1 pseudogene is annotated in these 1,100 nt (G+C 38.7%); it reads right to left on the reverse strand.

The features are described from left to right. Positions 1 to 1,045: pseudogene (locus O9332_RS02645) on the reverse strand (IS5 family transposase); the annotation flags it as partial. Positions 1,046 to 1,100 lie beyond the last annotated feature (55 nt).

The following is a 1,100-nucleotide window of genomic DNA, read 5'->3' on the forward strand; positions in this document are numbered from 1 at the left end:
TTTTCCGGCTTTGCCTCTCACAATAGGACGTACATGAGGTTGACTTAAACTGACAATTCTCTGGTCAACCCTTGTTTTTTTCTCTGACCACATCTCCCGTTGTTGACGAGAGACTTCTTCAATGACTAATAGCATTTTATAGCAATTCCCATAGTTGTGAGGTACAGAGTCTTAGGTTTTGAGGAGTCAGGAGTCAGGAGTTAAGATTTTGGTGTACCTCATAAGATTGGGAAACGCTATATATTGTCTTTTACTTAAACAAGTTAAGGAGGCTCCTAATTCAATTAGTTGGTCTATATAACCTAAGTTTCTTTGAATATATCCCAGTTGTTGACCAATGGCTTTCCGTCTTTCTTTTTGAGAGGGACGACGTTTTTTAGCGACTTTTAAATAGTTTTTTCTCGCTATTTTTCGGGAAGTTCTTGGTTTCTTAGTTAACTTGTCTTTGACTTCCCTGTAGAGACAATCTAGGATTTTTTCCGTTCCTTGACGAGCTTGATTTAATAGGTCTAAATCTGTGGGATACTTAATATCAGCGGGCGCACAAGTCGCATCTAATATTAATTTTCCTGCATTGGGCCGCTCACTTTCTTCTCCTCGCTCTTCTGTTCTGGCATCAGATTCTTTGTCTTCGAGAATTTCTCGTCCTTTTTTCACCATTTCTTGGTTAATTTTGTTGAGGAGATTTAACTTAATTCTTTTCCGAAAATATACCATCATTGAGGCATCAAATGGAGCTTCTGTTTAATAGTTTGTTAGCCAAATAAAGTATTGTAGGTAAGGGGTTTCCCTAATTTGTTCGACGGTTTCTCTATCACTTATTCCTAATCTTTCTTGAATAATTAATGCGGACATTGCTACCCTAAATGGTAAGGCGGGCGCACCCTTGTTTTCGCAGAAGCTTTTTGCGTACTCTTCTTCAAATTTTTCCCAGGGAATTAAGTTGGCCATAATAACCCAACGGTTTTCATCTGATAGTTTTCCGCTCCTCGGGCAGTTCAAATGATTCGGGTTCTGATGGAGTTGCGGTCGAGATACGATACATCTGTACTGAATGAAAAAAAGTGCTTGGCTTTTAGTGTATTTTACCTTTTTTTGGG

The organism is Microcystis sp. LE19-10.1B (genome assembly GCF_027530565.1).
Taxonomy (GTDB): Bacteria; Cyanobacteriota; Cyanobacteriia; order Cyanobacteriales; family Microcystaceae; genus Microcystis; species Microcystis aeruginosa.